At 64.2% G+C, this 25287-nt stretch carries 20 protein-coding genes; 11 read left to right on the top strand and 9 right to left on the bottom strand.

Annotated elements, in window-relative coordinates:
* Positions 1–89: 89 nt before the first annotated feature.
* From AC1DSN_RS02550 to AC1DSN_RS02530, 5 genes are read left to right on the top strand one after another with little or no spacing between them, the layout of a single operon-like run.
* Positions 90–1271: a hypothetical protein gene (locus AC1DSN_RS02550; RefSeq protein WP_213949834.1), complete on the top strand. Its 1182-nt coding sequence runs from the start codon at positions 90–92 to the stop codon at positions 1269–1271.
* On the top strand, positions 1268–3220 hold the full coding sequence (locus AC1DSN_RS02545) for a hypothetical protein (RefSeq protein WP_477296147.1): 1953 nt from the start codon (positions 1268–1270) through the stop codon (positions 3218–3220). Before AC1DSN_RS02550 ends, AC1DSN_RS02545 begins: the two co-directional genes overlap by 4 nt.
* Before the next feature lie 2 nt (positions 3221–3222).
* Entirely contained in the window at positions 3223–4074 is an 852-nt protein-coding gene (locus AC1DSN_RS02540) for a hypothetical protein (protein ID WP_477296146.1), read from the top strand.
* Between the two features lie 39 nt (positions 4075–4113).
* Positions 4114–5346 carry a hypothetical protein gene (locus tag AC1DSN_RS02535; protein ID WP_477296145.1) on the top strand — a complete coding sequence of 411 codons (1233 nt, stop codon included), beginning with the start codon at positions 4114–4116 and terminating at the stop codon, positions 5344–5346.
* A complete protein-coding gene (locus AC1DSN_RS02530; RefSeq protein WP_477329477.1) occupies positions 5343–6182 on the top strand; it encodes a hypothetical protein in 840 nt (279 codons plus the stop codon). The genes AC1DSN_RS02535 and AC1DSN_RS02530 overlap by 4 nt, the downstream gene beginning before the upstream one ends.
* 13 nt (positions 6183–6195) lie before the next feature.
* Here the strand turns inward: AC1DSN_RS02530 and dbpA are convergent, their stop codons facing one another.
* From dbpA to AC1DSN_RS02490, 8 genes are all read right to left on the bottom strand, one after another.
* Entirely contained in the window at positions 6196–7572 is a 1377-nt protein-coding gene (gene dbpA, locus AC1DSN_RS02525; protein WP_213949831.1) for an ATP-dependent RNA helicase DbpA, read from the bottom strand.
* A 45-nt stretch (positions 7573–7617) separates the two neighbouring features.
* Positions 7618–8685 carry a hypothetical protein gene (locus AC1DSN_RS02520; protein WP_477329475.1) on the bottom strand — a complete coding sequence of 356 codons (1068 nt, stop codon included), beginning with the start codon at positions 8683–8685 and terminating at the stop codon, positions 7618–7620.
* A 5-nt stretch (positions 8686–8690) separates the two neighbouring features.
* On the bottom strand, positions 8691–9815 hold the full coding sequence (locus tag AC1DSN_RS02515) for a hypothetical protein (protein WP_477329474.1): 1125 nt from the start codon (positions 9813–9815) through the stop codon (positions 8691–8693).
* The gene (locus tag AC1DSN_RS02510) at positions 9808–10782 is read right to left on the bottom strand and encodes a hypothetical protein (protein WP_063573214.1); all 975 of its coding nucleotides are present in this window, start codon (positions 10780–10782) and stop codon (positions 9808–9810) included. The genes AC1DSN_RS02515 and AC1DSN_RS02510 overlap by 8 nt, the downstream gene beginning before the upstream one ends.
* On the bottom strand, positions 10779–11912 hold the full coding sequence (locus AC1DSN_RS02505; RefSeq protein WP_477295941.1) for a hypothetical protein: 1134 nt from the start codon (positions 11910–11912) through the stop codon (positions 10779–10781). Before AC1DSN_RS02505 ends, AC1DSN_RS02510 begins: the two co-directional genes overlap by 4 nt.
* A gap of 178 nt (positions 11913–12090) precedes the next feature.
* Positions 12091–12810, bottom strand: coding sequence for a pseudouridine synthase (locus AC1DSN_RS02500; protein WP_213949827.1), 720 nt, complete (start codon positions 12808–12810; stop codon positions 12091–12093).
* A gap of 4 nt (positions 12811–12814) precedes the next feature.
* Positions 12815–13588, bottom strand: a complete 774-nt coding sequence (locus AC1DSN_RS02495) for an ABC transporter permease (protein ID WP_063572878.1) — start codon at positions 13586–13588, stop codon at positions 12815–12817.
* Positions 13585–14517: an ABC transporter ATP-binding protein gene (locus tag AC1DSN_RS02490; RefSeq protein ID WP_213949826.1), complete on the bottom strand. Its 933-nt coding sequence runs from the start codon at positions 14515–14517 to the stop codon at positions 13585–13587. The genes AC1DSN_RS02495 and AC1DSN_RS02490 overlap by 4 nt, the downstream gene beginning before the upstream one ends.
* An 82-nt stretch (positions 14518–14599) precedes the next feature.
* Between AC1DSN_RS02490 and AC1DSN_RS02485 the strand changes: the two genes are divergently transcribed.
* Entirely contained in the window at positions 14600–15346 is a 747-nt protein-coding gene (locus AC1DSN_RS02485) for an FAD-binding oxidoreductase (RefSeq protein ID WP_477295940.1), read from the top strand.
* 29 nt (positions 15347–15375) lie between these two features.
* A complete protein-coding gene (locus AC1DSN_RS02480; RefSeq protein WP_477329471.1) occupies positions 15376–16656 on the top strand; it encodes a flavohemoglobin expression-modulating QEGLA motif protein in 1281 nt (426 codons plus the stop codon).
* A gap of 10 nt (positions 16657–16666) precedes the next feature.
* Here AC1DSN_RS02480 and AC1DSN_RS02475 read toward each other — a convergent pair whose 3' ends face one another.
* Positions 16667–18535, bottom strand: a complete 1869-nt coding sequence (locus AC1DSN_RS02475; protein ID WP_477329469.1) for a reprolysin-like metallopeptidase — start codon at positions 18533–18535, stop codon at positions 16667–16669.
* Positions 18536–18760: 225 nt separating this feature from the next.
* Between AC1DSN_RS02475 and AC1DSN_RS02470 the strand changes: the two genes are divergently transcribed.
* The 4 genes from AC1DSN_RS02470 to AC1DSN_RS02455 all read left to right on the top strand — a co-directional run.
* Positions 18761–21061 (top strand): NADP-dependent malic enzyme, encoded by a 2301-nt coding sequence (locus tag AC1DSN_RS02470; RefSeq protein ID WP_477329467.1) that lies wholly within the window; start codon positions 18761–18763, stop codon positions 21059–21061.
* Positions 21062–21326: 265 nt separating this feature from the next.
* Positions 21327–24020, top strand: a complete 2694-nt coding sequence (aceE, locus tag AC1DSN_RS02465) for a pyruvate dehydrogenase (acetyl-transferring), homodimeric type (RefSeq protein WP_213949823.1) — start codon at positions 21327–21329, stop codon at positions 24018–24020.
* Between the two features lie 217 nt (positions 24021–24237).
* Positions 24238–24570: a DUF4377 domain-containing protein gene (locus AC1DSN_RS02460; protein WP_063570509.1), complete on the top strand. Its 333-nt coding sequence runs from the start codon at positions 24238–24240 to the stop codon at positions 24568–24570.
* Positions 24571–24830: 260 nt separating this feature from the next.
* On the top strand, positions 24831–25287 hold a 457-nt coding region (locus AC1DSN_RS02455), incomplete at its 3' end, for a tyrosinase family protein (protein ID WP_477329465.1).

Below are 25287 nucleotides of genomic sequence, written 5' to 3'. Positions count from 1 at the left end.
CTGAACTACGTCGTCTACTCGCATCTACCGGACAAGGAGTTCCTGGTATGCCGTCGACGAACGTTCCCCAAGCACGCCAAGGTCGACGCATGCGTCACCTGGTCTGGATCGCCTGCGCCTGGTGCGCGGGAGCGGCAGCGCAGACGTCCGTGCCGCTCGCGCATTTCCTCCAGCCACCTGCCGGTGATTTCATTGCCGAGTTGATGAGCGAGCGCTTGTGGCGCCTGACGCCGTCCGCTTCGCCGCTCCACGACGACTCCGATGTGGAGCGACTCTCGCTGGTCGATCCGACGAACATGTATACCGAGCTGGCGCCTCTCAGCGAAAGGACCATGGACGCGACATGGCGCGCGGCGTGGACGTCCCTCGGACAGCGCGGCTTCGCCATGCCGCTCCCGCAAACCCAGGCGATTTTCCGCTGGGATCTCGGTCTGACCCGTGCACGCCCCGGTATCGAAATGCCTCCGCTGCGGCATGTGGAGGAACTGGGGAAACCCTGGGTAGCCGCGAACATCATCAAGGCTGGCGTGGACCGTGACCTGTTCGTCCAGGCGCGGCTGCTCGCCGGTCCCGGCAATGGGTTGATCGCGGCTAATCTGGCCCTGGCGGGGCAGCTCTTGCGCGAGAAGATCGAAGCGGCACAGGCATCGGGCGAGATCTATGCCGGCCTGTGGTCCGCTCCGCTTGAACACATGGTGGCTGCGCGTCGGGCGCATGCGCTGAGCGCGGTGGAGACCTCCTATCTGATGCGACTGCTCGAGAACGAGCTTTCCTCATCACGCGATCGTCCCCTCTCCGTCTATGGCAGTCGCGCGGTTCCCACGGCCGTCCGCGTAGCGCGTGCCGCGGCGGCGTATCGCTCGGAAAACTACACAGCGCCCTATCCCTGTTCCGACGATGGCGCCTTCGTCCCCGGCGTGGCGTCGACGAGCCTGGCTGACACGGAATCTGCTTTTTGCTTCACGGACATGATCGATCGCCGCGTCCTCGCCTGGTACGGCGCCGCGTTGCGCGACGATCTCGCCGCAAAGCTCGAGGATCCCGAGGTCATGGTGTCTGCGGTCGGCCCTCTGATCGAAGCCATCGACCGGCTGCGGCCCGCATGGTTGGGTGCCTTCGTTGGCGACACCCAGGATGCCTCGCTGGATACCGACATCGTCGCGGCGACGGTGGGCCGGGAACTGGTGTGGCAAGGACGGATCTCCGCGGAGGCCCAGGCCGCGCTGGAAGAACTTGCCGTCGACCGAATGTGTCGAGGGAGTGCGCTATGAAGCGCTCGAATCTGCGTTGCCTGGTCCATACCGGATTTGCCGTGTCGTGCCTGGTCGCGAGCCTGTCCGCTGCGGCGGTCGTTATCGGCAGGCGCTCGGTAGACGACGATCCCAACGGCAATGTCGTGAACGCGTTGATGAATGGCTTTCGCTTTTATGCCGATGGTTTGTCGGCGCGATACATCGATCGGGCCAACCAAGGCGTCGCGCCTGCGACCGGGCAGACGTGGCGAGCGTTCGAGCAGCGTATGATCGGCTCCACCTTTGTCACCCTGCTTTACACCTACCAGAGCGCCGATGGCGTGTCGCGCTCGCGAACGTATTACGCCATGTCCGGCAGCAGGGGCTCGGTCGACAGCCGAGCGGAGACCCTGCTGACCCCGGATCTCCCGGACTGGCTGGACCCGTGGCCCGGCGAAGTCATGGCGACCTCACAGGACGGCGCCAACTCGCGCGTGCCCTGGCAGATGCCGATGATCCGACCGGAAGCACCTTGGGATCTGCAGGACGCCGAAATGAAGGCCGTGCGCACGCTGGAGACGGACCTCAGAGACGGGACGGTCGAGAAGGGTGGTCTTGCCACTGTCTTCGTCAGCGGGCCGCTGTGCCTGGCCTGCGATCAGGCATTGAACAACTTCGCCAATGCGTATGAGCTGAGCCTGGTGGCGAACGAGAACGTGTGGGGTGGCTCGCAGGCGAGCGCACTGTTCCATGGCAGGCAAATGGCCTATATGGCCACCGTGCGCAGTTCGCTCATCGGCCGCGAACGGTTTCGTCCCTCGCATGCACCGCCGGCACGGGGAAAGGTCCCCGACATGTGTGTCGCGGGACGTCCCGTCGTCTCGTTCCCGCTGGCGGTCAGGCCGTCGACCCATAGCGCGCTGGTGACCCTGATCCGCGCGTATGCACGGACGAAAGGTGATGCTTCCTACGTTCTCTCCGGCAGCGACGAGAGCTACGCGCGTTGGGTACTGGTCGATCCGTCGTCGCCGTATTCGGAACCCGCGGAGCGCGACCTCTCGAGCATGAACGACGCCGTCCGTCTCGCCGCACAACTGCTCGCCATCGAAGGCCGCGTGCCCGGGCAGCGTGAACTGAGCCTGCGCAAACAGCGCGAACTGGGCTTCACCAAGAGCCGGCCCTGGACGGACGTTGACGACTACTACGGTCCCCCTATCAACACGTATCGCGGCGTGCCCAGTCATACGAAGGCAGGCGTTCATGCCAACGTCGTGATCGGTGTGCGGGACATGGTCGGCCATGACTATCCGGCTATCGGCGCGTTGTATGCGGTTGCTGCACAGCTGCTTCGGGAGAAGCTCGACGCGACGCCGGTCGCTGAGCAGCGGCGGCTCGGACTGCGCCCGGAGGTCCTGCAAGGGCTGGTCTCGACCCCGCGCGAGTGGCGACCGACCGAGTTCGATCGACAATACCTCGCCATCCTGCTCGACGGTGCGATGCGCGAGTGGGATATCGGTGCGCCACACAACAACACGCTTCCCCGTTTGCCGGTGGCCTTGCGCATCGGGCGCATGGCGGCGGCGTATCGCGACCAGCAGCCGTTCGATGTGGACCCCTGCCTCAATGCGAGGGATCACGACCCGGCGACGGCCGGCAAGGGCGGTGGCGATCCGCGACCGTTGTGCTTCAACGATGCGACAGACCGCGCGGTCTATGCATGGTTCGTCGACGAACTTCATCGCGAGATGGCACCCAGGCGCCCATCTGAGATCGGCGATCCTCATCGGGAGAAGATCGCGGGCCCCTTCCGGTACACCCAGTTCGCCGAACGATCGCTGGGCGGCGCGTCGCTGCACGCCGCGGTGCGCAAGGAAGTGGTGGAGATGAAGATCGTCAATCGATTGGTCGCGGACGGCGACCTCTCCTACGCAGCATCGCTGCCGGTGATCCGTCGCGCTGTCACCCTTATGCAAGCGAAGGGGAACTAGTCATGCGCCCATCATCCATGACGTCTGCCGCACGGCTGGCGCTTGCCGTCCTGCTTTGCTTCGGCGGCGCAGACGCGTCGGCCGTCCGTAGGAAGCCCGCGCCCAAGCCCACGCCTGCGCCGACGGAGCTTCCCGACCCTTCACCAGGTACGGTCGTCGAAGCCGGGTATACGGAGGATGTCGAAGGCACGATGACCGATCGCCTTGGCTTCCTGATMAATGTCTATGCGCACGGCATGCAGGGCTACATCAGCGACGCCGTGCGCGACCGCAGCCGGGGTGTGGGTGAGCCGTCAATGGAGCGGTTTCGGAACCAGCTGATGAGGGCGACCTTCGCCTTCTTCGAATACAGCTGGCACGTCGGGGATGTTCGCTACACGCGCGTCTACGTGTCGCGTTCGAATCACGAATTCGAGCGGCTCATACCACAGGGCGATTCGGATCTGGTCGTGCCGGGAACGCGGGAGGCGGATTACCTGCCCGACGTGAGTGTCTTTCGCTTCGCAAGGACGAATGTGGAGGTGCCGGGTTCGTCGGTCAGGCCGAGCCACGATCCGCTGGCCAATCGGGCCAGCGATGCAGAGATCAAGATTCTGCAGACGCTGAAGAACGATATCTACCTGAATCCCGAGATGGCGAATGGGGAGCTGGTCGGCTTCGTCAGCCAGAAGCCCTGCATATCGTGCAGCCCGGCGCTTCGCCGTTTCGCCAGCGAGACCGGTGCGACGGTACGGGTCAACTACGTCGACGGTGAAAATGCCGATGGCAGAAGGACACCCTTGTTCCTGTCGTTGCGGCAGATTCGGGAAGTCGCGGCGACGCTGCTGGTGAGTTATTTCTCCCACATGCCCTGACGAGTGGGACGTAACCTCGGGTCTTCGAGAAGGAATCTCATGACTACCTTGCTTCAGCCCGCACCGGCTCGCGCCTGCCGGGTGGGTGTCACCCTCGCATTCGTCGTCGCATCGAGCTTTGCTGCCGGCGGAGCTCTCGCCAACACAAAGCAAACCAGCCCCCTTGCGCCACCATCGGGCGACTTCACTGCGCTCTGGATGGAGGAGCGCATCAAGGCGAACGGCCTGGCCGGAGCCATGCGTGACGACGACTCGTTGACGTCTCGCTTGCTCGTCGATCCTTCTTCTCCCTATAGCGCGGTAGCCGACTTGCGAGAGAGCCAACCTGGCGACGCTCCGTGGGTGAGGGCGCTTCATCGGATGGACGAAGATCTCGAGACGCCGATGACGCATGCGGAAGCAAGAGCTGCCGTCGCCTGGGATCTCGGCCTGACCAACGCCTTGCCGGGATTGTCCGCGGGTGACCATCCCGTCGCCTTCGCAGGCGACAGCATGGTGCAAGCCCATCTCATCAAAGCGGGCGTTGCCGTCGACATCTTCAATCAAGCACGTCGCTTGTTCGGCGAACGGCACTATGCGGTGGCGGCTTACTACGCTGTCGCGGCCCAGGTGCTTCGCGATCGCATCCCGACGCTGCAGGTGACGAGACGGCGTGTATCCGGCGTTCGCGAGATGGTGTTGTTTCGCTTCCTCCTGGCCGATCGCCTGACGGATATCGTAAGTTCGGACTGGTCATACCTCACGCACATGCTCGAGTCGGAAATGTCGGGCTGGCATGCGGGGCGAGAAACGATCTACGGCCACAGGGAGATCCCCCTGGCGTTTCGTGTGGCCCGGGTGGCGGCGGCTTACCGGCAAGCCATGCCCTATGCAGGGCGTCCCCCGTGCGACGCCCGCGGTGTGGCCGATCGACATGTCGCGGCATCCAGTCCCTACGACCCCCGGCGCGAGCTGTGCCTGTCGAATGCTATCGATCGCAGCGTGCATGCCTGGTTTCGGCGCGTACTGGAAACCCAGATGACCCAGGACGAATCACATCACGGCCTGTGGCCACCTGAGCTATCGCCCGCACTGCTGCCGCTGGACTATGCCCGGTCCGGGCGCGAGACGATGCCGCATGGTGAACTCTTCGCCCGCCATGCGGGGCATACCGAGACGGCCGATCGCTTGCTGATCGAAGATCGTACACGAGGCGCGTTTTCCGCCGAGGAGGCTGCCGAGGTCATCAACAACCACGTGGCGACGCACTTGTGCGGCAGGAGTCGCCCATGAGATCGCGCCGTGCATCGATTCGCCACCGCCTGCTCCTTGGTCTGTTCCTCGCCGTCGCTGGATGCCCTGCCAGTGCGGGCGAGGTGAAGACTTACGAATGGACCTATGACTACGACGACATCGTGCTATGGCACCTACGCCTGAGCTTCCTTCACCACGCCATCCCTTCGGTGGAATGGTTTCTCGGCGCCACGTCGCATAGGCGGGGCAACCGCCAGGCCTTCCATGAATTCGCGCGACAGTTCTTTTCATCGACCTTCGCGGCGTTCGAATACACCTATACAGTCAATGGCAGGGAGCACACGCGGACCTACTATGCGCGGTCCGGCGAGGACCCACCGAGGCTAGGCGTGCGTGGACAGGCGCCGGCACCCTATGAGAACTATCTGCAGGTGCAGCCTACCGAGGTGCACGCCGTGTTGTTGCCCTCGGACAGGTCGGTGATCACCTGGACGGCCCTGGCTGACGGTCGGCCGTCCGATGCACGACGCAACGACGCTGAACTGAAGGCCGTGCGGTCCATCGAACGCGACCTGATCAGCAAGCGCGTCCCGCTCGGGGGCGAAGTCACCGCCTTCGTCAGTCAGCCGATGTGCCTTTCCTGCGAGATGGCCGTGCGTATGTTCGCCCTGCAGTACGACATCGACGTGCACATCAATGCACTTTCCGGCGACGGCGCGTGGGCATCGCAGCGATTCATGCGCAAGCGGGTGCTGTTCTTCACCTCGGCGATGGGCTCGCTCATGACTCGCGGACCCACGCCGAGGCCGGGGCCACCCACACCGCCTCCCGCCGCCGACACGAGAGGTTATTGCGCCGCGCCGCGTTCGTACTGAGGTAGCCCGGGAATCAGCCGAGCGGTCTTACCCGGAAGTTGCGGCCCTTGATCTTGCCGGCGCGCAGGCGCTCGAGGGCCCGATTCGCGAGATCCCTGCGGATGGCTACATAGGCGCGCGTGGCGAAGACATCGATCTTGCCGATGTCCTTGGCCTCGAGGCCGGCATCGCCGGTGAGTGCGCCGAGGATGTCGCCCGGGCGAAGCTTGTCCTGACGACCGGCGTCGATCACGAGGGTTTTCATGGCCGCGAGGTTGAGCACCTTGCGGCCATCCCCGACCGGCTTTGCCGGATAGCGCAGCATGGGGCCGCCAAGACGTTCCTCGATGGCGCGAATCTTCGGCTGTTCGCGCGAACCGACCAGGGTGATGGCGAGACCCCTGGCGCCGGCGCGGCCGGTGCGCCCCACGCGATGGGTGTGCGTATCGGCATCGTGGGCGACGTCGTAGCTGATCACCAGTGGCAGGTCGATGATGTCCAGGCCACGCGCGGCCACATCGGTGGCGACGAGGATATTGCAGCTGCGATTGGCGAAGCGGACGAGCACTTCGTCACGATCGCGCTGTTCAAGGTCGCCGTGCAGGGCCAGCGGCGAGAAGCCACGGCGATCGAGCTCCGCGGCAAGCGTTTCGGTGTCCTTGCGCATGTTGCAGAACACCAGGGTGGCTTCCGGCTTCTCGTGGGTCAGTATGCGCGACAGCACGTCGGGCTTGTTCGCCGGTTCCACCTCGATCATGCGCTGCTCGATGGTGTTCTCGTCGTGCTTTTCTTCGACGGTGACCGTGACCGGATCACGCTGCACGCGACCGCTAACGGCACGGATCGCATCGGGATAGGTAGCCGAGAACAGCAGGGTCTGGTGATGCTTCGATATGCGCTTGACGATGTCGTCGATCGCTTCCTCGAAGCCCATGTCGAGCATGCGATCGGCTTCGTCGAGCACCAGCACCTTGATGCCGCCGCCGTGCAGGCTTTCACGCTTGAGATGTTCCTGCACTCGTCCCGGGGTACCGACGACGATGTGGGGGTCGTGTTCGAGCGAGGCGAGCTGGGGGCCCAGTGGCATGCCGCCGCACAGCGTCAGCAGCTTCACGTTGGGCAGGTTGATGGCAAGGCGGCGAATCGCCTTGCTCACCTGGTCGGCGAGTTCGCGCGTCGGGCAGAGCACCAGCGCCTGCAGCTGGATTTTCGTGAGATCCAGTTGCTGAAGAAGCCCCAGGCCAAACGCCGCGGTCTTGCCGCTGCCCGTCCGGGCCTGGGCGATCACATCGCGGCCGTCAAGGATAGGCGGCAGGCTTTCCCGCTGAATCGGTGTCATCTCGGTGTAGCCGAGGGAGTCCACGGCGGCAAGGAGGGCGGGCGAAAGGGTGGTCTGGGCGAAGGCATTCATGTGCCCATGATCGCATGCCGGGTCGGACGCCGCCGCTTCACGCGGTCAGCAGCCGGTGGCAGGGTCTTTTGGAACGCGGGGCCGCGGTGGGGGAGATCCTTCGGATGAGYCCTCGGAGACGCGCTGTAACCGAATCGGGTTCAGCCGGAACGAGCGTCGGGCCCAGGGCATTCCCTTGAAGGACCGGCCCATGGCGCGGGGGCTCAGTGACCGCCTGATCTGGCCTTCGCGAGCACCCCGCAAGAGATCCGCTGCCAGCAGGGGGCGGTCGGTGACCGTATCGACCAGCATGGTCCCTCTCAAGCGGGCGCGGCCCGAGGCGATCAGCTCAGCCTGGGCAGGACGGGACATGGAGGGGAAGACCTGGGCGAGGCGGACATCGACAGCATACGTGTCCGAAAAGCGTTTCATCGCGTACTTGCACGACGTGCACGCCATGCCGCTGACGCTGCCCTGAATCCTCCCGCCGCTTGGGATGACTCCCGTACGAAGATCCCGCTCGATGGCACGCAAGGCCTTGAACTCGGGATCGAAGGCCCGGTTCTCGCCTTCGACGAGGAACGCCTCCAGCGCCGAGCTATCGTCGGCCATCATGGGGGCTCGCACGTTGATCTCATCGAACTCGGTGTAGAAGCGGTTGTCCTCCAGGTCCGCGGCGACCTCGTCCACCGCCGGCAAGGCACGCACGGAACCCTCGTCCTCGGATTCGATATCCATGGGGCTGGCCGGTGTGTCTGGCGTGCCCGGACGCGTCGGTCCTTCAAAGATCGACTTTGCCAGCGAGCCCAGCGGGCGCCCGCCCATCGCGTGGTACACCCGGACGTTGGCGACACCGTTGATGGCGAAGTGATATTCAAGGCGGGCGATGGGCGCATCGCGCATGACATTCTCCAGGGCTTCCCAGCGAATGGCGCGATACTCGTCCTGGTAGCGCTCGCTGATCAACGAGCGCATGGCGTCGACGTAGTGTTGGCTGGTCGACTCCAGGAGCGCCGTGACGTTGCCCTCGTCGAGGGTGATTCGATCGGTCTCCACAACACCGCCCATGCACGCTGAGGAAATGGTGGACGCGAAAATCGCGGCTGAAAGCGTCGCAATGAGAGCGGGGCGCATGGCGGTCACTCCGGAAAGGGGCAGAAAAGATGGTCAGCGCGTTCGGCAGCCATGTCGGCCTCGACCGGCGTGAGCCATTCGGCGGTGACGAGATCGTCGGCGGCGACGGCCTCGACCACCTCGACGAGCGGCGCGAGGTCGAGCAGGGTGAGCACTGCCGCGGCGAATCCCGCCAGTCTCAGCATGCCATCGTGCTCGCGTTCCGGTATCCAGATCGCCTGTCGCTGCGCTTCGTCGATATACCAACGGTGGACGGCACGATCGGTTGCCGCGACGAAGCAGAGCGGGCGATCGTCCCCCTCGACACCGGTTCCCGCGCGCCCGGTCACGGGCGTTGCATCGGGTCGGCAGGGATAGCTACCGAGATACCCTTGCGCATCGCGATACGCGGCGGCCGCGCGAGCCACGCGGTAGACCGTGGGGAGTGCCCTCAGGCCCGATCGGGAGCGCTCTCCCGGTTGCCAGTGGATCAGCCGGTGTTGAACCAGCGTGGACAGGTACTGCATGTCATAGGTGGAAACCTGATCGAGATAGGCAGCCTTCATGACACGGCGAAAGACCGCTTCGTCGATACCGAGCAGGGCACGACGTTCCGGTATCGTCGCCTGAACCTGGTCGCGCAGCATCTGCATGGCGACGGCATAGGTCGCGGCCCGAGCGGAATGGCGGAAGCCGGTCAGGTCGATCATGTGCCAGAAGATGTCGGCGTCGACGTCAGCCTTCGTCGCGCTCGCGGCCACGAAGGTGTCCTTGTAGCCTGGATGCGGCTCGACGTCGTGTCCGGGCCTGGCGCGCGTCAGGCCGAGATCCCAGTCGAGAACGGCCACCGCCGAGGCCGTGGAGAGATTGCCCGGCAGACCCGCGAGGACCTCCGGCCACTCGGCATCGTTCGTGAAGTCGGGTTCACGCACGGTCTCCGAATAAGGCGATGCGGGGTCGGTGAGCAACTGGAGCATCAGCTCGCTCTCCGATCCGGCGAAGGCCTGCTCACCGCCAACGCGTGCGACGCGCTCGCGCTGCAGGTGCGACCACACGTCGACATCGACGATCGTCGTCGCCTGGGCGAACGAGCTGCCGATCACGACGAGGCTGACGCCGAGAGCGCGGATGCCATGGCGCACGTCAATCACCACACGGTTCGATGGCCTTCGATCCGGCCTCTTCGGCTTCCAGGGCCTTGACGCTATCCAGGCCGATCCACGATCGCTTCCCGGGGTCCGTGACGGCATTGCGCCTGAAGTGCTTGCTGGCGTACGCCTTGCGCGAGTTCTTCAGCGCCTCGGACGACGTGTGGCTCGCCTCCAGTGCGGGATCGAGCGCGACCGTGTTCTTGTCACGCTCCACTAACTGTTGAATCGTGCCATTGATGTCGAAGTGTTCGGCAAGGTCTTCCGAGGCAGGACCGCACGATTCGCACATCGCCTTGCTCACATATCCGGTGAGTGTTCCACCACGCGTGACGATGCCATCGTTGATGTCGGCTTCGATCTGCCGGAAAATTTTCAGCTCCGCGTCTGCCTTATGAGTGTCCTTGCCGCCGACGAGACGCGACTGGATGACGGAGTCGCTGCGTAGCGGAAGATTGGGAACGCGCACGTTGAACGGGGTGTCTGCCGGGTAATACACGCGCTCAGCGAAATCCTTCGCAATGTCCTCATCGGAGATCTCGTAAGGCCGGGATCCTTCGGACTCGTTAGCGCTCGATTCGCCCGCGGATGCATCTGTCGACGGGGAGAAGTCATACCGGCTCAGGACGACCTCCATCGCGGGGCCACTGCGCGCATGATAGACACGTCGGAGCGTGCGTCCGTCCTTGGTGTACACGTACTCCATCCGTGCGAGGGTCGGGGAATGTATGCCGTGTCGCACGCGACCCCATGTTCCGCTATTTCCAACCGTGTCCAGCTGCGCGTCGATGAGCTTCGCGCGATAGGCATCGGCGAAGAAGATCGACTCGCCGTCCAGCATGGCAACGACGCCCTCACCGGAAGCGAACTGTCCAACGGTTTCGATCTTTCCCGCGTATGCCAGCGAAGCCGAAAGGCCGAGCATCAAAGCGCCCAGGCGGACAGAGAAGAGAACGTTACGATTGATCATGAGCGGAGCCTGCAAGTCAGTTGATTGGCGCGTTCTTCGGCGTATGCCGCCTCTTCCTCGGGGATGGCGCCCTCAGCGCTCATCTCGCCGAGAAGGCCTGCTTCACCCATTTCGACAAAGCCTGCGAGATCGATCAGGAGCAGTGCGCCGCTGAACCAGGACATCAGACGCGTGGCGGTCTCGTCGCGATTCTCATGTGCTTTACGTATGAGGGATGCTTCGTGGCGCATCTGACGGCGGAACCACGACTGCACGGCACGATCGGTCGCGGCGACGAAGCAAAGAGGACGGTTGTCGTCGATGGCGTCCGCTCGGGTCGGTTCATCCGGATGGGGATCGTTGCCCCGGCAGTAGCCGTGCGGATTGAGATAGCCTCCGGCATCCGCGAAGGCCGCGGCGACGCGTGCGACACGATATGCGGCCGGGAGTTGCCTGTGTCCGTCCGTGTCGATCGTGAAGTCCTGCCTGGACAGGGCATAGCGAAGGAGGTCGGCGAGGTAGGCCTGGTCAAACGCGTCGATCTTCTCCGGATTGTTCTGCTGGAGATAGCGGCTCAGCACGCCGGGTTTGATCCCGAGGGCGTCGTACGTCTCCGGCGCGTTGCTCCGGACCTGATGGCGAAGCAACTGCAGCGCGACGGCGTGGCCGGCGCCGATGGTGGTCATCCGCCCGTTCATATCCCAGGCCTTCAGGAAGATGTCAGCGTCGACGCCAGCCTTGATCGCACTGGCAGCGGCATATTCACCCCGATAGGCGCGGACAGACGCTTTGTCGACGACCACATCGATTCCGATTCTCGCCTTGGTGAAGCCACCCTGCCATTGCAACATCTCGAGAGCAGCGTCACTTTTCTCGGTCGCGTCGATCGGAAGGCTGTCGACGAAGTCGTACCACCAGATTTCATTGGTGATGGGCGGATCGATCCGCAGATCGCTGTACAGCGAATCCGGGTTGTCGAGGAACTTCGAAACGTACGCGTGCGTGTCGTATCCGAATGCCTTCTCCGCACCCACCGTAGCGGCGCGGTAACGAATGAGTTCGCGATAGACGTCGACGGTGGTTTGCCCTGCAGCCAATGCGGGGCCGGGAAGAAGGGCGGCGAGGCACGCCAGCCGGAGGAGGGGCTTCATGTCTGAGGAACATCCTTGTTTGAATCACGGTGCCGTCTTCATGTCGGCCCACGTAGTTTCTGACAAGGCACGACGGGTCGCCGCCGGGGTTGCCCCAGACAGTTGTGGTCCTATCTCGTTTTGCTATGTCAGTGGAAACGCAGAGGCTGTAGGCGTTCGTGCCAGAGCCGTGCCGGCTCTACCAGCGCGTGCGTTCCGGCAGCAAGCCCTGGAGCTCAGCTTCGGTCAGGTTTCGCCACTGCCCCGGCTTGAGATGCCCCAGCTTCACGTTGATGATGCGCACGCGTCGCAGTTGGGTCACGCGATAGCCGAACGCCGCAGCCATCAGGCGGATCTGTCGGTTGAGGCCTTGCGTGAGCACGATGGAGAAGCCGAATTTCGCGATCTTGCGCACGCGACAGGGATCGGTCATCTGGTTGTGTACGCGCACACCCTTGGCCATGCCGCGGATGAACTCGTCGGTCACGGCCTTGTTCACCGCCACGAGGTATTCCTTTTCGTGGCGGTTTTCCGAACGCAGGATCTCGTTGACGATGTCGCCATTGCTGGTCAGCAGGATCAGGCCTTCGGAATCCTTGTCGAGCCGGCCGATAGGGAAGATGCGCTGCGGATGGTCGACAAAGTCGACGATGTTGCCATCGACGGTCTGATCCGTGGTGCAGGTGATGCCCACCGGCTTGTACAAGGCGATATAGACGCCGCGGTTTTTCGCTGACTCGGGGGCCATCGTTCGCGCGACGACGATCTCGCCATCCACGCGCACCACATCGCCCTCGAGGGCCTTGGCGCCCATGCCGACCACGTCCTCGTTGATCGTCACGCGACCGGCGACGAGCAGTTCGTCCGCCTCGCGTCGCGAGCAGAGGCCGGCCTCGCTGATGTACTTGTTGACCCGCATGTCGTTACGAGCGCAGGCCCACGCCGCGCGAGAGCAGGCGCAAGGCGATACCACTGAGGCCGACCACGAAGACCAGCATCACGATGAACGCGGTGACGATGGGCACGTCGCTCACGCCGAGCACGCCGAAGCGGAAGGCGTTGACCATGTAGAGGATCGGGTTGGCCAGCGAAATGGTGTGCCAGGGCTCGCCAAGCAGGTCGACCGAATAGAACACGCCACCGAGATACGTCAGTGGTGTGAGCACGAAGGTCGGCACCAGTGCGATATCGTCGAATTTCTTGGCGAACACGGCATTGACGAAGCCGGCCAGCGAGAACACCGTCGCACCAAGCACCACGGAGAGGAAGGTGATGATCGGGTGGGCCACATGCAGGTCGGTGAAGAACAGCGCAATCACCAGCACCAGGGCACCGACGATCACGCCGCGCGTCACTGCGCCAGTGACATAACCCAGCAGGATCACCCAGTTCGACATCGGCGAAACCAGCATTTCCTCGACGAAGCGGCCGAACTTCGCGCCGAAGAACGAGGAGGAGATGTTGCCGTAGCTGTTCGTGATGATGCTCATCATGACCAGGCCCGGCACGATGTACTGCATGTACGTGAAGCCATGCATCAGGCCGATACGGCTGCCGATGAGCTTGCCGAAGATGACGAAGTACAGCGTCATCGTGATCGCGGGCGGGATCAGCGTCTGCGTCCAGATGCGCAGGATGCGCGCGATCTCGCGGCGAACGATGGTGTTCAGCGCAACGAGGTTGGTGGCAGCGCTCATGCCGCGTTCTCCCTGCCGTGCTCGACCAGTCGGACGAAAAGCTCTTCCAGCCGGTTGGACTTGTTGCGCATCGAAGTGACGGTGACACCGTGCGAGGAAAGCGCGGCGAACAGGGAGTTCAGGTCGTGGGAGCGGGACATCTCGGCTTCGATGGTGTGATCGTCCAGCGTGCGGAGAACCACGCCGGGCAGGACGGGAAGGACGCCCGGTGCGCTGGGAACGTCCAGCACGAAGGTTTCCACGTCCAGCGTGGCCAACAGGCTCTTCATCGACGTGTTCTGCACGATGCGACCCTGGTCGATGATCGCGATGTTGCGGCAGAGCTGCTCGGCTTCCTCGAGATAATGCGTGGTGAGGATCACCGTGGTGCCGGCAGCGTTGATGCCGCTGACGAACTGCCACATGGAGCGGCGAATCTCGATGTCGACGCCCGCGGTGGGCTCGTCGAGGATCAGCAGCTTCGGCTCGTTCATCATGGCGCGGGCGATCATCAGGCGGCGTTTCATGCCGCCCGACAAGGTCCGTGCCTGGCCGTGTGCCTTGTCCCACAGGCGCAGCTCCTTCAGGTACTTCTCCGCGCGCAGGGAAGCCTCGGCGCGACCGATGCCGTAGAAGCCGGCCTGGTTCACGCAGATGTCGAAGGGCTTCTCGAACTGGTTGAAGTTGAGTTCCTGGGGCACCAGGCCGATCAGGCGCATCGCCTCGCTGCGGTGCTTGTGGATCGACACCCCGAAGATCTCCGCGTCGCCCGAGGTCGAGTTGACCAGGGAGGAGAGGATGCCGATGAGGGTCGACTTGCCGGCACCGTTGGGGCCGAGCAGGGCGTAGAAGTCGCCCGGTTCGACGGTCAGGGAGATGCCTTTGAGGGCCTCCACGCCGTTGCCGTAGGTCTTCCGTAAATTATTGACGTTTAAAGCAGGAGTGGTCATGGGCTGCGCCGGGATGACAAGCCGCCTATTATACCGGGCTTTGTCTGTCCACCTTGTTCCCGCACGTCAACAGAGACTTTCCATGGCCGAACAATTCCAGCTCCGACTCGCCGACAGCTTCATGCTCGCCCCCTCGGTGCGGCACCTGTCGTTCGAGCGTGCCGACGGCCAGCCGCTGGCCTTCGTGCCGGGGCAGTTCCTCCAGGTCCACTTCCATTACGACGATGGCAAGCCGACCAAGCGCAGCTATTCGGTAGGGACCATCGGGGACGGAACCGGGCCGGTCGATCGGGTCGAGATCGCGGTGAGCTACGTGGACGGCGGGGCGGCAACCAAGCTGCTGAGTGGTCTGAAACCGGGTGAGACGATCGACGCGAGCGGCCCGTATGGCCGTTTCTGCCTGATGGACGCCGACCAGAACCAGCGCTACATCCTGATTGCCACGGGTACCGGCGTCACCCCTTACCGCGCCATGTTGCCGCAGATCGCCAGCCTCATCGCCAGCCGTGGCTGCCGTTTCGTGCTCCTTTACGGCGCCCGCAACGAGGGAGAGCTGCTCTACGGCGAGGAGTTCGAGGCATTTGCCCGTACTCACGAGGGGTTCGATTTCCACCCCTGCCTGAGTCGGGGCGCCCGGCCGAACCCGCGTCCCCACGACCGCCTCGGCTATGTCCAGGACATGCTGGTGGAGCTGCAGCCCAACGGCGAGCAGGACATCGCCTACCTGTGCGGCAACCCGAACATGGTCGACGCCGCCTTCGCCTCGCTGAAGGAGCATGGGCTGTCGGTGCAGCACATCCGCCGCGAGAAATACATCTCTTCGCGCTGAAACGGCGCCCCGGCCTATACTTCCGCCCCATGCACGCCCACGTCCTCCCGCCCCATCTGACTCCGGAAATGCGGCGCTATGCGGCGCTTGACCAGCGGCTGCTGGCCGCTGTCCGCGCCATCCGCATCCTGCCGACGGTGTCCTGGCCGGCATCGGTCGAAGAGCGCCTCATCGAGGAATTCGGGGCCGGGCGCCTTTCGCTGCCGGATATCCGTTACCGGCCACCCGATCTGGGGGGCACCCGGGCCGAGTTGGAAGCGATCGAGCGGGAGGTCTGCGAAGACCATCCGATTGCCGAGTACCTGCGCCGAACGGCCGAATCCTGGCGCGTGGCCACCGAGATGCTCGATGCCGCCGGCACCGATGGCGTCACCGTCGCCTCGGTGGCGCTTTACGGCAAGCCGGGCGACGCCATCCCCGGAAGCAACCGCAGCAACCTCGATGCCGCCCGCTATTTCGTCGACCTGGCGGACGAGTTGGGTGCGGATCTGGAAACCGAGGACGCCACGGGCACGATTCCGGCCGAAGAACTGCGCCGCGACATGTCCGAGATGCTCGATGCCTTCTTCTCGCCGGGAACGATTTCGGTCGAAGTCGATCCCGAGCTCACCGCCAAGGCCGCGGCTGGCGCGACGCGCATCCGCCTGCGTGGTGGCATCCACTTCACGGAATACGACCGGCACCAGCTGCTCGCGCACGAGGCCTTCGTCCATTCGCTCACGGCGCTCAACGGCCGCGAACAGCCCGTGCTCGCCTCGCTGGCGCGTACATCGCCGCGTGTCACCGCCACGCAGGAAGGCCTGGCTGTGTTCGCCGAGCTGATGTCGGGTGCGATCGACATTTCGCGGCTGAAGCGCATCAGCCTGCGCATCCTTGCGATCGACATGGCGCTGAACGGCGCGGACTTCGTGGACGTGTTCCGTTATTTCCGCGAATGCGGGCAGAACGTGGGCGACAGCTTCCATTCCGCGCAACGGGTCTTCCGCGGCGTACCGCTGRCCGGCGGCTCGGCCTTCGCCAAGGACAACGTCTACCTATCCGGCCTGCTGGCGGTGCACACGTTCTTCCGCTGGGCCTTGCGCCAGCGCCGCCTCGACCTGTTGCGCAACCTGTTCGCCGGCAAGCTCGCCCTGCATGACGTGATGAGCCTCGAAGCCCATTTCGCCAGCGGCGATATCGTCGCGCCGCGCTATCTCCCACCGTGGATGCAGCACGTCCATGGCCTGGCCGGGAAGCTGGCCTTCTCACTCTTCGTCAACCATATCCATATGGCGGGCGTGGAGGCCGAGGAAATCTCCCTCGGCCTGTAGCGCGTACCCGTTACGGGCCGGGCACGATCGTGAAATCGCCGGGCGACACGGCGAAGAAAGGTCGCCAGTCACAGCGCAGGCGCATGCGTGCATGGTCGGTCGGCGTCTCCAGGGTGGGCAGCATCACCTCGGTCTCGCCGCTGTTCCGCACGTCCGTTGCGATGGGCGTGGCGAGCCACGTGTCGCCGCCATCGACGGAAAGATCGATCTCGAGAAAGTGACAGGAGATCGGTTCGCCCGTGGTGCCGGCGACATCCCAGCGTACGCGCAACGCCTGTCCAGCGATGCCTCGCGCCGCCGCTTCCGGCGATAGCACGGCGAAGGGCCGCCCGGTATCGACCACGCGCACCCGGGTGTCGGTGCTGGCGACCGTCGCATGCTCGCCACCGTTGTCTCTCACGGTGAGTCTGAAATTGAGCCGGCGCGATGTCGTCGGCAAGGTTTCGCCGGGCTCTGCGGTTTCACGGCCAAGCACCGCGGCCATCCTCGGGAAGCTGCGGTTGCCCGAACGTGTGGGCGCGAACGAACGGAACAGGGGGCCGTTGCCTTTATCCGTGAGTGAACCACGTTGCTCGTCGCCGACATCCATCTGCTCCCAGGTGTAGGTCAGGCGACGCGCACCCGCTTCCTGCTCCGCCATGGCTTCGAGAGCGAAGGGCGTGCGGGCCGGGATGACCTTCTCCTCGGCGAGCGGTTCGGGGTCGAACCATGGGGCGGACACCGGATTGATACGCTTGTTGGCGCAGCGCCCACCGCGTGACCCCAGCCACGCCTGCATCTGTTCGATGTTCGCGGCATGGAAGTACAGGTCCGAGCGTGCCTGCAACGCCTGCGCGTCGCCGCCGCAGCCGGAGGGCGCATAGCCCATCGCCGTGCTGCCGCTACCGGGTTCCACCGCGCGATCGGGGAGGGTCGGGCGGCTGCATCCGTTGGCGGTGGGCCACGCACCCAGCTGGCGGCCGAGCACATGGATCATGAACCCGATGGCATGCGGCTCACTCTCGGGATGCGCGTGGCCGCTCCATGCCGCGGCCTTGTGCGTGGCAAGAAAATCGGCGCGTCTATCGTCACTGCATGAGGTGCCGATATGGCTCTCGCCACCGAACAACGTCGTCACGGCATGTCCGATGTCGTAGTTGCGCTTGCCGATCTCGCGGTCGATCAGCGTCACCGTGGCGGGGCCCGGGTCCATGCGTCGGTAGGGATCATGTCGCGGATCGGCACGGATGATCCTGTCGTTGTCGTCGACCAGGGTGAAATGCACGCCGACATCGGTTTCGAAGACTTCATTGGCGCGATTCACGGCATGGACGATCTCGCCGAGCGCGTCTTCGACCGTGCCACCGAGTTTCGCGACATAGCGGCTGTCTGCGGCGACCGCAAGCCGGAAGTCGTGGCGGATGCCGCCACCACTTCGTGCCGTGGTCATCCTTGCGGCAAGCCCTGAATCCTCCGTCGGCGTGGCGGCCAGTGCGTCCGCTGGGGCAACCGACGTGTCGTCTGACGCGACGTTCGCCATCCTTGCCACCTCGCCGGGTCGAAGGATCCACTCGGCATGCCCGTCGCGAACGCTGGCTCGCATGCCTGCCTTCGACAGGTCCAGCCGAACGGTTCGCCCCTGCGTATCGCTGCCGCGAAAGCTCCGCATGCCGGGAAACTTCTTCGCGAGGGCAACGGGGAGGGCGCCCGAATCGCGCACGCGGAAGCGCGACGACGAGGTGGCGCTCGTCGGAAGGGTCACCTCGACGCTACGACTCGCGTCCTGGGGCAGTCGAAGCAGGCTCCGGCGCAGCGCCGGCTCGTCGACCACGACGTTCGCCAGTGACAGCAGGGGGAAAAGGCCGCCGACCAGGGCGGTAACGATAGCGAAACGCGACATGACGATCCTCGACGTGCAAGAAGGACCGTCGACGGTAGGCGCGCCAGCGTGGGCAATCTGCCGGATTCCGCATGGCTGACATGTAGCGTTTTCATATCACAGGATGTCGCAATGCAACACACCCCGGGTCGGGCGAATCGCCATGGCGGTGCTAACATCGACGCTTCACGGCGTGGCTGCAGGCCCGCTGTTCGTCCCTTTTCATTGAAGCTCCCACAGGACCCCATGGCCATCTCCGAGGAACTGCGGCAAGCCGCGCTCGAGTACCACCGCCTTCCCCGTCCGGGCAAGATCAAGGTCACGCCGACGACGTCATTGCTGACCCAGCGCGATCTTTCCCTCGCGTATTCGCCGGGCGTCGCCGCGGCGTGCGATGCGATCGTCGCCGACCCGCGGGAGGCCGCTGAGCTTACCGCGCGCTCCAACCTTGTCGCGGTGATCACCAACGGCACGGCAGTGCTCGGCCTGGGCAACATCGGCGCACTGGCGAGCAAGCCGGTGATGGAAGGCAAGGGCGTCCTGTTCCAGAAATTCGCCGGTATCGATGTGTTCGACATCGAGATCAATGAGAACGACCCGGACAAGCTGGTGGATATCATTGCCAGCCTCGAGCCGACCTTCGGTGGTATCAACCTCGAAGACATCAAGGCGCCGGAGTGCTTCATCGTCGAGCGCAAGCTGCGCGAGCGCATGAAGATTCCCGTGTTCCATGACGACCAGCATGGCACGGCGATCATCGTCGGCGCGGCGGTCATCAATGCGTTGCTGGTCACCGGCAAGAAGATCGAGGACGTGAAGCTCGCCACCACGGGCATGGGCGCCGCAGGTATTTCCTGCGTCGACATGCTGGTGACGCTGGGCCTGAAGCGCGACAACATCCTGGCCTTCGATCGCGACGGTGTCCTGCACACCGGCCGTACCGACCTCGACCCGGACAAGCAGCGCTATGCGCGCGATACCGACAAGCGCACGCTGGCCGAGATCGTCGTCGGCGCGGATATCTTCCTGGGCCTTTCCGCCGGTGGCATCCTCAAGCCGGAGATGGTCGCGACCATGGCCGAGCGCCCGATCATCTTCGCGCTGGCCAATCCGAACCCGGAGATCCTTCCGGAGGACGCCAAGGCTGTCCGCCCGGACTGCATCATGGCTACGGGCCGTTCGGACTACCCGAACCAGGTCAACAATGCCCTTTGCTTCCCCTACCTGTTCCGCGGCGCGCTCGACGTGGGCGCGTCGGTCATCAATGAGCAGATGAAGGTGGCCTGCGTGAAAGCCATCGCCGAGCTGGCGCGCCGTGAAGCGTCGGACGTCAGTGCACGGGCTTATGGCGGCAAGCCGCCGAGTTTCGGCCCCGAGTACCTCATTCCACAGCCGTTCGATCCGCGCCTGCTGATCCAGCTGCCGCCGGCGATCGCCCAGGCCGCCATGGATTCCGGTGTGGCCGAGCGTCCCATCCAGGACTTCCCGGCTTACATCGACCAGCTCACCAGCTTCGTCTTCCGCACTGGCCTGCTGATGAAGCCGGTGTTCGATCGCGCCAAGGCCGATCCGAAGCGCGTGGTCTACGCCGAAGGCGAAGAAGAGACCACGCTGCGTGCCGTGCAGACGGTGGTGGACGAGGGTCTGGCCCGGCCGATCCTGGTCGGCCGCCCCGACGTGATCGAGCGCCGCATCGCGCGCGCCGGTCTGCGTCTGAAGCCGGGTGTGGACTTCGAGATGTGCAACATCCACTCGGATCCGCGTTTCGAGGATTACTGGCGCCTCTACCACTCGATCATGGAGCGCCGTGGCGTCACGCCCGCCTCCGCCAAGGCCGTGGTCCGCTCGCGTCCGACGGTCATTGCCGCGCTGATGGTGGAGCGGGGCGAGGCCGACGCGATGATCTGCGGCCTGGTCGGCACGTATCACAGCAAGCTCGACTACATCACCGACATCATCGGACTGGATGAGGGCATTGCCGAGGCATCCGCGATGGCTGCGGTATCGACGGAGAAGGGCACCTTCTTCTTCCTCGACACCTATGTGCAGGACGACCCGACGGCCGAGCAGATCGCCGAAGCCACGCTGCAGGCCTCGCTTCGCCTGAAGCTGTTCGGCATCCAGCCGAAGATCGCCCTGCTGTCCAACTCCAACTTCGGCGGCCGCGAGACCCGCAGTTCGAAGAAGATGCGCGAGGCGCTGCGCCTGATCCGCGAGAAGGCGCCACGTCTCGAAGTCGAGGGCGAAATGCAGGCCGATGTGGCGCTCACCCCGGAACTGCGCGAGAGGATCTTCCCGAACTCGCGCCTGGAAGGTAAGGCCAACGTCTTCGTCTTCCCGAATCTGGACGCCGCCAACACGGCCTACAACATGGTCCGCGTGCTGTGCGACGGCGTGGTCATCGGCCCGATCCTGATGGGCGTGGCCAAGCCGGCCCACATCCTGACGCCCCAGGCGACGGTGCGCCGCGTGGTCAATATGACTGCCGTGGCGTGCGTCGAGGCGCAGATCCGGGCCGGGAAGCCGCGTACGGTTGTAAATGATTGATTGAGCGGCGCTTTGCGCCGCATCGCCGATGAATCGGCTCCCACCCAGCAAGCCCCTCCTTGCTCGGTAGGAGCCGCTTCAGCGGCGATCCCGCGGCAGCGGGCCAGTTCGCCGAACCCCCCCGTCCCAAACCGATTTATCACGAGACAAACCCCCATACCGCCGCGTATGTGAAAACTTCGCGGTATCATGGAAAGGTTTTCCCGCCACCCCAGCGGGCTCTACAGACCTCATGAAGCGCGCGCCACGCGCGAGCGGAGCATCCATGGACCAGATCGACGATATCCTGAACCAGGACCTCGACCCCACCGAAACCCGTGAATGGGTCGAGTCGCTCAACGCCGTCATCAATCACGACGGCACCGAGCGCGCGCATTTCCTGCTGGAGCGCATGGTCGACTCCACGCGTCGTTCGGGTGGCTACCTGCCGTTCGACCCGACCACCGAGTACGTGAACACCATCCCGCCGCACATGGAAGCGCGCAGCCCCGGTAACGCCGCCATCGAATGGCGCATCCGCTCGCTGATCCGCTGGAACGCGCTGGCGACCGTCGTGCGCGCCAACCGCAAGCCGGGCGACCTCGGTGGCCACATCTCCAGCTTCGCTTCCTCGGCGACGCTGTACGACGTCGGCTTCAACCACTTCTGGCGCGCACCCAGCGAAGACCATCCGGGCGACCTCGTGTTCCACCAGGGCCATTCGGCCCCGGGTGTGTACGCGCGTTCGTTCCTCGAAGGCCGCATCAGCGAAGAACAGCTCGACCTCTTCCGTATGGAAGTGGAAGGCAAGGGCAAGGGTCTCTCCTCGTACCCGCATCCGTACCTGATGCCGGACTACTGGCAGGTACCGACCGTGTCCATGGGTCTCGGCCCGATCCAGGCGATCTACCAGGCGCAGTTCTGGAAGTACCTCGAGCACCGCGGCCTCATTCCGAAGTCCGATCGCAAGATCTGGTGCTTCATGGGCGACGGCGAGTCGGACGAGCCGGAGTCGCTCGGCGCGATCTCGCTGGCCGGCCGCGAAGGCCTCGACAACCTCATCTTCGTCATCAACTGCAACCTGCAGCGCCTCGACGGCCCGGTTCGCGGTAACGGCAAGATCATCCAGGAACTCGAAGGCGTGTTCCGTGGCGCCGGCTGGAACGCGATCAAGGTGGCGTGGGGCAGCTACTGGGATCCGCTTCTCGCCCGCGACACCACGGGCAAGCTGCGCCAGCTGATGATGGAAACCGTCGACGGCGAGTACCAGGCCTGCAAGGCTTTCGGTGGCGCGTACACGCGTGAGCATTTCTTCGGCAAGTACCCGGAAACGGCCGCGCTGGTCGCCAACATGTCCGACGACGACATCTGGCGCCTCAACCGCGGCGGTCACGATCCGCACAAGGTCTACGCGGCCTACCACGCGGCCGTGAACACCAAGGGCATGCCGACCGTGGTCCTCGCCAAGACGGTGAAGGGTTACGGCATGGGCGCTGCGGGCGAATCGCAGAACCCGGCGCACAACCAGAAGAAGATGGATACGGACGCGATCCGCGCCTTCCGCGACCGCTTCAACATCCCCATTCCCGACGACAAGCTCGAGGAAGTGCCGTACTACCATCCGGGCAAGGACTCGGAGGAAGTGCAGTACATGCTCGAGCGCCGTCGCGCGCTCGGCGGTTCGCTGCCGCAGCGTCGTCGCAAGTCGGACAAGTCGTTCACCGCGCCGACGCTCGAAGCCTTCGAGCAGATCACCAAGGGCACGGGCGAGCGCGAGATCTCCACGACCATGGCCCTCGTCCGTGGCATGAACCTCATGCTGCGTGACAAGGAACTCGGTCCGCGCGTCGTGCCGATCGTTGCCGACGAGGCTCGCACCTTCGGCATGGAAGGCATGTTCCGCCAGATCGGCATCTACGCGCCGTTCGGCCAGAAGTACCGTCCGCAGGACGCCGACCAGCTGCTGTACTACCGCGAAGACCAGAAGGGCCAGGTCCTCCAGGAAGGCATCAGCGAAGCCGGCGGCATGAGCGCGTGGCTGGCTGCAGCAACGAGCTACAGCATCAGCAACGTGGCGATGCTGCCGTTCTTCATCTACTACTCGATGTTCGGTTTCCAGCGCATCGGTGACCTTTGCTGGGCGGCGGGCGACATGCGCGCGCGCGGCTTCCTCATCGGTGGCACGGCAGGCCGCACCACGCTCAACGGCGAAGGCCTGCAGCACGAAGACGGTCACTCGCACCTACTCTCCGGCGCGATCCCGAACGTCATCTCCTACGATCCGACCTTCTCCTACGAGCTGGCGGTGATCCTGCAGGACGGCACGCGCCGGATGATGCAGGAGCAGGAAGACGTCTACTACTACATCACCGTGATGAACGAGAACTATGCCCACCCCGACCTGCCCAAGGGCAGCGAGGAAGGCATCGTCAAGGGCATGTACCTGTTCAAGGACGGTGGCAAGGCGAAGAAGAACGAGCCGCGCGTGCAGCTGCTCGGTTCGGGCACGATCCTGCGCGAAGTCATCGCCGCGGCGGAGCTCCTGGAGAAGGACTTCGGCGTGACGTCGGACATCTGGTCGGTGCCGAGCTTCTCGGAAGTCCGTCGCGAAGGTTTCGACGCCGAGCGCTGGAACCGCCTGCATCCGGAAGCCACGCAGCGCGTGCCCTACATCACCGGCTTGCTGGGTGAGCGTCAGGGCCCGGCCGTTGCCGCGACCGACTATGTCCGCGAGTTCGCCGACCAGGTGCGTGCGTTCATGCCGGACGGCATGCGCTACACGGTGCTCGGTACGGACGGCTTCGGTCGCAGCGACTCGCGTGCGAACCTGCGCAGCCACTTCGAGGTCGACCGCTACTGGATCGCCCACGCCGCCCTGGCCGCCCTCGCGAAGGATGGCAAGGTCAACGCGAAGGATGTGAGCCGCGCCATCAAGGAATACAAGCTGGACGTCGACAAGCCGAACCCGCTGTACGCCTGATAGCAGGGAAACGAAGAGGGGCCGGAGCAATCCGGCCCCTTTTTTTTGTTGGTGTCCTGTGGGAGCCGATTCATCGGCGATCCCGCGCCAGCGGGCTAGCCCACGGCAAGCACCCATCGCCGATAAATCGGCTCCTACCGCAACGTCACATCGTGTCCATGGCTTTGCCACGCCGAAGCTGGTATCTCTTTGGGGCATTCGACTTCGGATTCCCGCCATGCGCTCCGTCCTTCTTGCTGCCGCCGTCCTCTCGCTCGCCGCCTGCGCGACAACGCCGTCCGACCACGGTTCGCGGTCGCGCCTGCTGTACATCGCCGGCAGCAAGGTGCCGTGCACGAATGGCGTCATGAAGACCGAATGCCTGCAGTACCGCGAGACGCCGAAGGACGCCTGGCAGATCAACTACGCGCCGGTCGAAGGCCTCGACTGGAAGCCGGGCAATGAGTACCTGGTGAAGATCACCGAGGTGCATGCGAAGAATGTTCCGGCTGACGCTTCGCCGGTGACGTGGCATGTCGACAAGATTGTCGAGCAGCATCCAGTGCCGTGATTCGGTTTCTGGCCAATCACTACTTAAAATGCAGCATGTGAGCGATTTCAACAGCTTCCATGCTAACTGCCGGAACGGCGTTGCGATTCCGCCGTCGGCGCCGTGGTTATCAACGTAGGCATCTTGTTTGCCCGTTTCCAAAGGGCGACGCTCCTCCTTGAGTCATGAGTTCATTGCACGCAGGCATTCACGAATGCGCGTGTCGATGCTCACCAGCCACGGAGAGGAGCACCAWGAAACGACGTCACTTCATCCAGGGTATGGCCACCGCCGCCTTCGCGTACGCCGCGACCCGCAGTGGAGCGTTAAAGGCACAGTTGAGCTGTTCATCGATCTACGTGCGCCGCGACTACTTAGCGCTATCCAGTTCCGAACGGGCAAACTTCGTTGATGCCTTAAAGCGAACGAATCGACCTCGGCTTGGTCTTCCGTTGCCGACGGTGTACGACGGCTTTGCCCAAGAGTACTCGACATATCAGAAATCGTTCCTGACGTGCGGTGCCGATTCCCTAAGCGGGCTTAGTCGTCTGCGGCAGTTCCTTATGCGTTTCGAGCGAGAGCTTCAACGGATTGATCCCTCGGTGAGTCTTCCGTACTGGAACTTTCCGCTCGACTCGCAGGCGCCGGAAAGGTCTCTCGTCTTTTCACCTGACCTCATGGGAGGCAATGGCCAAGGGTCCCACTCCGAGGTAGTAGACGGATCGTTTGCTCATTGGA

It is taken from the genome of Luteibacter sp. P4_D7_3 (assembly GCF_056401735.1).
The sequence above is the reverse complement of the archived record's forward strand: the minus strand, read 5'-3'. Positions and strand labels throughout refer to the sequence as shown.